Origin of the sequence: Aquidulcibacter sp., from assembly GCF_049239865.1 — a bacterium.
Classification (GTDB): Bacteria; Pseudomonadota; Alphaproteobacteria; order Caulobacterales; family Aquidulcibacteraceae; genus Aquidulcibacter.
Genome location: NZ_JBMLTR010000014.1, coordinates 1 through 5,645 on the forward strand (window position 1 = coordinate 1; position 5,645 = coordinate 5,645).

Consider the following 5,645-nt stretch of genomic DNA (forward strand, 5'->3'; position numbering starts at 1 on the left):
CCCCGTCTTGGCCATAAAAAGCCAGCGCAAAGTCCCAGATGGAGGGCGTTGGGTCGGTGTTAGACGGGGCCGACATCTTCCCCCCAGCGCTTGATGCCCTTGACCTCAAAGCCCAAGAGGTCGAGGGCGCGGCCCACCGATTGGGTGACCACCGCATCTAGGCTGTCCAATTGCGCATAAAAGGCAGGCACGGGCGGGAAGATGATGCCACCCATCTCGGTGATGGCGGCCATGGTACGAATATGGCCCAGATGATAGGGCGTCTCGCGCAGCATCAACACCACGCGCCGCCGTTCTTTCAATTGAACATCGGCAGCGCGGGTCAGCAAGTTGGAGGTCACACCCGTGGCAATCTCGCCCATGGTTCGGACGGAGCAGGGCGCGATCAGCATGCCATCGGTCTTGAACGAGCCTGAGGCAATCGATGCGCCGACATCAGCAATCTTATGCACGTAAGAAGCGCGACTCTTTAGAGCCGTGGAGTTGGGTAAGCCCTCAGAAGCCAGAGTCAGTTCGGCCGCTTTGGTCAGTACAAGGTGTGTTTCCACCCCAATCTCGGCCAGCATGTCCAAGGCGCGGACACCATACACAGCACCTGAAGCTCCACTTATCCCTATTATCAAGCGCTTTGACATGATCGTGAATTACCTTGTTTGACCTGCGACGAAAAAGTACTTGGCGATTCCCTTATCACGTGTTTCCCTACACGCCTCTGAACGCAAAGGAGGCCGCCACATGGCGATTGAAGCGCATATCCGTGAATTGTCTGATAAACACGCCAAGCTTGATTTAGCGATCCAAAACGAAATGAAAAGCTTGGCCTCTAGTGACGCACAGATTGCAGCTCTAAAACGACAGAAACTCAAGCTCAAGGAAGAACTTGAGAATTTGCGACGAAGACACTGATATCTCTCCGATCAGGAAGAAAGGGGTCCATCTGGACCCCTTTTTTGTTGGCTGGGCAAATCCAGTATGTCCGCGCGAAAAACCACTGGAGGTGGACTTTAAAGAGGGGCCGGGGCGCGTGGCGTTTTGATGGAGCGGATAGATTCTGTTTCTGCATCCAAGGCACCGCGCGAGCCATGAGCCGCGCGCTCCCCTCGCCCTTTGGGAGAGGGGCTTTTTCCATCCAGGCCCATTTGGTAACAACGCCGTTTCACAAAGCGCGTCCAAGTGAAAAAGCCACCCCTTACGCCCCCGGCTTCACACTAATCTGCATCTGCCAAATTTGTTCGGCAGGGCGGCCTGCTTCAAATTCCCATGGCCGCGCATAGCGCAGGACTAAGGCTTGGCCTGCCGTGCTCTGTAAATCCACGGGGGCGGAGATGGTTTTGAAGCGGAAGCGTGTCCAGTCATTGCCGCCCACCATGCCTTGTTTGCGGCCTTCGGGGTTTTCGGGCTGTGAGGTTTTGTCGACCAAGACGACGCCCGCTGGCAGGGACTGAACTTCCCAAGAATAGCCCGCTGTCGGCGTGCCCAATAATTTCACCTCAAAGGTCTGACCTGTTTTCAGCGTCTTGGTGGTGCCTGTGTCTGCGGCGGCAAAGATCATATTTGTGGACTTTTCGGCTGGGGGTAGACCTGCACACCCGCTGATGGCAACAAGACCCAGACTGAGCAGCGCAAACGTCTTCATCGCGTTCATCTTACACACCTTTCAACGCCCGATAGGCCGATGGCGGTTGCACTTAAAAGCGCGCCGCCCAAGCCTCAATCGCCTCAGCATGGGCCTGCTTCTCGGCTGGCGTCAAATAGCTGCCGCTAAAGCTATTGTGCGCAAGGCTCACCAATTCATTCTTGCTGAGGTCGAGCGCTTTGGCGATGGCGTGCCAATTGGCGTTAAGATAGCCGCCGAAATAGGCCGGATCGTCGGAATTGATCGTGGCTTTCAGGCCTTTTTCCAGCATGGTGCGCAAGGGGTGTTGGGTAAGGTCATGCACCACGCACAAGGACAGGTTCGATAGCGGGCAGACGGTCAAGGTCAGGCCATCCTTGGCGATGCGCGCCACCAAAGCCTCATCTTCCAAGGCGCGATTGCCATGGTCGATCCGGTCGATTTTAAGCAGATCGAGCGCTTCCCAGACATAGGCTGGCGGGCCTTCTTCGCCAGCATGGGCAAACAAATGCAGGCCCTTCGCGCGGGCGGCTTCAAAGACGCGGGCAAATTTCGAAGGTGGGTGGCCGACTTCGCTGGAATCGAGGCCAACGCCGAAAATATGGGCCAGATAGGGCTCTGCCGCTTCTAAGGTCGCAAAGGCGGCGTCTTCGTCCAAATGTCGCAAGAAGCATAGGATCAGCTTGGAAGTCACGCCCAATTGGGTTTGCCCATCGGCCAAAGCGCGTGCAATGCCCCCGATAACCACGCCCATCTCAATGCCGCGATCGGTATGGGTTTGGGGATCAAAGAAGACCTCTACGTGACGACACGCATCGGCAGCAACCCGCTTCAAATAGGCTATGGTCAGATCGTAAAAATCTTGCTCCACCTGAAGCACGCCCGCACCTTGGTAATAGATGTCGAGAAAATCTTGCAAATTGGAGAAGCTATAGGCGGCGCGCACCTCTTCCACGCTGTTGAACGGGATCGCGATCTTGTTGCGCTGGGCCAAGGCAAACATCAGTTCGGGTTCCAGCGAGCCTTCCAAATGCAAGTGAAGCTCTGCCTTGGGCAGGCCAGCGATAAAGGCGTCACGGTCAAAAGCAGTCATAAGGGTCCCCGGGTGCGTGGTTGGCGCGGCAGGGCCAAATGGCCCCGACGGACAGATCACAGGCCTTCTAAATCATCAGGCCTGTTGCGCAACTGCTTTGTGGGGCGCTTGGGTGTGCTGGGGTTAGTTGAGGGCGTCTGGCGCTGTTGCGTCGGGTGCATCAATCATCGCCGCGACGGCTTCCCAGTGATCGGCCATTTCTAGGTCGCCCATGGCGGCTGCCTCTGCAGCCCGCATGACTGCAATCACAGCGCCATCTTCACCGTACCGCGCTTGTAACAGGCGGGCGGCATGGGTGATGGCGTCATGATCATTGCCGCTTGGCGCGCTCACGTCAGGGATAGTCCGGTTTCCATCGTTCTAAATGTGCAAGCAATGCCCAGCTTTTCAAGGGCAGAGTGGTCAGCCACCGCAGTTTGATGGGGGTGGGCATCGGCGGGGCCAGGGCGGGCTTCGACGGCCAAGGCCTTGCCCGTTGCCGCTTCGCTGGCCTTGGCAACCGCCGCCGCAGAGGTCAAAGCGCCGCTGCCCACGTCAAAGAAGCCTGCATGGCCGTGCAGCACGATCTGGGCAATCACTTTGGCTGCATCATCGGCATGCACCCAGTCGCGGCTGGCCTCATAGATGGGCAGGGGTCGTTCGGACACGGCATGGTCGCGTGCACGAGATGGCAGGCTGGCGAGTGCGCCTTTGTGGCCCTCGCCTTGGCCGTAAACCGATGCCAAGCGGAAACCCGTGGCGATTGGGGCTGCATCTGGCCCTGTGCCTTGGCAAGCCGCAAAATAGTCAAACGCTTGTTTGGCGCGTCCAAAGGCCGTCTTTGGCTGGAAGCCTGCAACTGCATCTGGGGCAGTGGAAAGGCTGGGCGCTGCATCGCCATAAACCTGAAGGGACGAAGCCCAATAAATGGCCCGTTGCTTAGCCACCGCATAGTCCCACACGCGTCGGGGAAGGTGATAGGAAGTCTCAAACAAAGCATCCATATCGCCTGCGCTATGGCCCGCGTCGGCAAAACACAAAACGCCGGCAATTTCGCGCCAGGCTTTGTCGAGATGGGTCATTAAATCTTCGGGTGTCCAAAGATCCGCCATTTTTGTCGGCAGATTGGCCCATTTGCCCGACGCGCTTGAGCCCAATTGGTCGCAAATGATCACTTGCGCGCTGCCGTCCTCTGCCAATTGCCGCGCTACCGCGCTGCCGACCAGACCGGCGCCGCCAATGATGATGAATTTCCGGCCTTGAGAGGGCATGCTGACATCCATTTTGTGTTAATCTTACACATCGACACCCAATGTGTGTGAATTTCACACATTTACGAGCGATTTTGAGCGCTGTCTAGCAGCTTGGCAGCTTGGCTTGCAGACACCATCTTATCGGCATGACCGACCCAGCGCCCACCAGCCTTTCTGCCATGAAGCTTTCGCCGTTGCGGCTGCTCGCCTATGCGCTGCCAGCGGTGCCCATCGCGGCTCTCGGTCAGCCCTTTTACATGTTTGCACCCACCTTTTACGCCAAGGAAGTAGGCATTGGGGCGGGCCTGATTGGCCTCATCCTCTTGATTGTTCGGGTGTTAGATGCGGCGAGTGATTTGGTGGCTGGCCGCTTGTCGGATCAGACGCCCGGCCGATTTGGTCGGCGCAAGCCTTGGGTTTTATTGGCCAGCCCGCTGGCGGCTTGGTCGGCCTATATGATCATGACGCCGCCAGAGGGGGCAGGGGCGGCCTATTTTGCGCTCTGGACTTTGTTGGTCTCCATCTCTTGGGCAGCCATTACACTGCCACTCAATGCTTGGGGGGCAGAGCTTAGCCCCGATTACCGCGAGCGCATCGTCGTGACGGCGTGGCGCGAGATCGCCACCGTCTTGGGGGTGATTGGCGCGGTAGGCTTAGTCGCCGTGGTTTCAAATGGCGGGCCATTGCGCGAAGCGCTCGCCATGCTGGGGCTGTTTGCTGCCATCACAACGCCTTTAGCCTGCGGGATTTGTGTGCTCTTGGTGCCGGACCCACCTTTGACGACACAGCCTGTGGCCGGCTTAAAAGACGGGTTGAAGGATTGTGCGGCGAATGAGCCGTTTCGGCGCTTGGTCGCGGCCTATGTCATCAACGGCATTGCCAACGGGCTACCGGCCACTTTGTTTCTCTATTTCGTCTCTGAACGCTTAGGTCGCCCAGATTTGCAAGGTGCCTTGCTGGGCACGTATTTCCTCGCCGGCCTGATTTCAGCACCTTTTTGGGCGTGGCTGGGTGGCCGCTATGGCAAGGACCGCGTGTGGCGCTGGGCCATGGTTTGGGCGTGCCTGATCTTTGCTTTGGCGCTGGGTGTTACAGGGCCACAGGATTGGGTCTTGTTTTTGATAGTCTGTGTCGGCTCTGGCCTCGCGCTCGGGGCCGATATCGTCTTGCCTGCAGCCATGCAGGCCGATGTGGTTGACCTCGATGAGCTAAAGACAGGCCAAGCGCCTAGAACCGGGCTCTATTTTGCGCTGTGGAGTGTTGCGACCAAGCTGGCGCTTGCAGTCTCGGCCGGGGCGGCTTTTGGCATTTTGGGGCTGGTCGGGTTCAACACCCAAGGCGGCGCACAAACCGATTTGGCGTTGAACAGCCTCGTCGCACTTTATTGCGCCATTCCAATCGTGCTGAAACTGATCGCGATTGCGATGATGCGCGGCTTTCCGATTGACGCCACCGAGCAAGCCCGCATCAGGGCGGAGATTGAGGTCAACCGAGGTATAAGTCGCGCATAGTTCTGATGGCGGGCGGAGATTGCGCTCAACCGAAAGCATGAGAGTGTCTAGCCCTCAATGCGAGGCAAGCCCTGATGGCGGGCGGAGATTGAGGTCAACCGAACGAGACCGAGCGCATAGCCCTATTCGCGTGGCGAGCTGGCGACGGAAGTCACCTTCCGATAATCAAAGCTTTGGCCTGCGATTTTGAATGC

7 protein-coding genes are annotated in these 5,645 nt (G+C 57.9%); 2 read left to right on the forward strand and 5 right to left on the reverse strand.

Annotated features, from left to right (window positions below):
- Positions 1–59: 59 nt before the first annotated feature.
- Positions 60–635: a UbiX family flavin prenyltransferase gene (locus ACOVRA_RS01660; protein WP_421718790.1), complete on the reverse strand. Its 576-nt coding sequence runs from the start codon at positions 633–635 to the stop codon at positions 60–62.
- A gap of 100 nt (positions 636–735) precedes the next feature.
- Here ACOVRA_RS01660 and ACOVRA_RS01665 point away from each other — a divergent pair, with 100 nt between their 5' ends.
- Positions 736–906, forward strand: coding sequence for a YdcH family protein (locus ACOVRA_RS01665; RefSeq protein WP_290807887.1), 171 nt, complete (start codon positions 736–738; stop codon positions 904–906).
- A 283-nt stretch (positions 907–1,189) separates the two neighbouring features.
- Here the strand turns inward: ACOVRA_RS01665 and ACOVRA_RS01670 are convergent, their stop codons facing one another.
- The 4 genes from ACOVRA_RS01670 to ACOVRA_RS01685 form a co-directional block, all read right to left on the reverse strand.
- Positions 1,190–1,645 carry a protease inhibitor I42 family protein gene (locus ACOVRA_RS01670; RefSeq protein ID WP_421718791.1) on the reverse strand — a complete coding sequence of 152 codons (456 nt, stop codon included), beginning with the start codon at positions 1,643–1,645 and terminating at the stop codon, positions 1,190–1,192.
- A 43-nt stretch (positions 1,646–1,688) separates the two neighbouring features.
- Complete coding sequence (locus tag ACOVRA_RS01675; RefSeq protein ID WP_421718792.1) at positions 1,689–2,708, reverse strand: adenosine deaminase; 1,020 nt, start codon at positions 2,706–2,708, stop codon at positions 1,689–1,691.
- A gap of 123 nt (positions 2,709–2,831) precedes the next feature.
- Positions 2,832–3,041, reverse strand: a complete 210-nt coding sequence (locus ACOVRA_RS01680; protein WP_290801807.1) for a hypothetical protein — start codon at positions 3,039–3,041, stop codon at positions 2,832–2,834.
- The gene (locus ACOVRA_RS01685; RefSeq protein ID WP_421718793.1) at positions 3,038–3,958 is read right to left on the reverse strand and encodes an NAD-dependent epimerase/dehydratase family protein; all 921 of its coding nucleotides are present in this window, start codon (positions 3,956–3,958) and stop codon (positions 3,038–3,040) included. The genes ACOVRA_RS01680 and ACOVRA_RS01685 overlap by 4 nt, the downstream gene beginning before the upstream one ends.
- A gap of 128 nt (positions 3,959–4,086) precedes the next feature.
- Here ACOVRA_RS01685 and ACOVRA_RS01690 point away from each other — a divergent pair, with 128 nt between their 5' ends.
- Entirely contained in the window at positions 4,087–5,451 is a 1,365-nt protein-coding gene (locus ACOVRA_RS01690) for an MFS transporter (protein ID WP_421718794.1), read from the forward strand.
- Positions 5,452–5,645 lie beyond the last annotated feature (194 nt).

Bases quoted from the DNA above. Each gene is read 5' to 3' on its own strand.
- ACOVRA_RS01660 (WP_421718790.1), bottom strand. From the start codon at position 635: ATGTCAAAGCGCTTGATAATAGGGATAAGTGGAGCTTCAGGTGCTGTG.
- ACOVRA_RS01665 (WP_290807887.1), top strand. From the start codon at position 736: ATGGCGATTGAAGCGCATATCCGTGAATTGTCTGATAAACACGCCAAG.
- ACOVRA_RS01670 (WP_421718791.1), bottom strand. From the start codon at position 1,645: ATGAACGCGATGAAGACGTTTGCGCTGCTCAGTCTGGGTCTTGTTGCC.
- ACOVRA_RS01675 (WP_421718792.1), bottom strand. From the start codon at position 2,708: ATGACTGCTTTTGACCGTGACGCCTTTATCGCTGGCCTGCCCAAGGCA.
- ACOVRA_RS01685 (WP_421718793.1), bottom strand. From the start codon at position 3,958: ATGCCCTCTCAAGGCCGGAAATTCATCATCATTGGCGGCGCCGGTCTG.
- ACOVRA_RS01690 (WP_421718794.1), top strand. From the start codon at position 4,087: ATGACCGACCCAGCGCCCACCAGCCTTTCTGCCATGAAGCTTTCGCCG.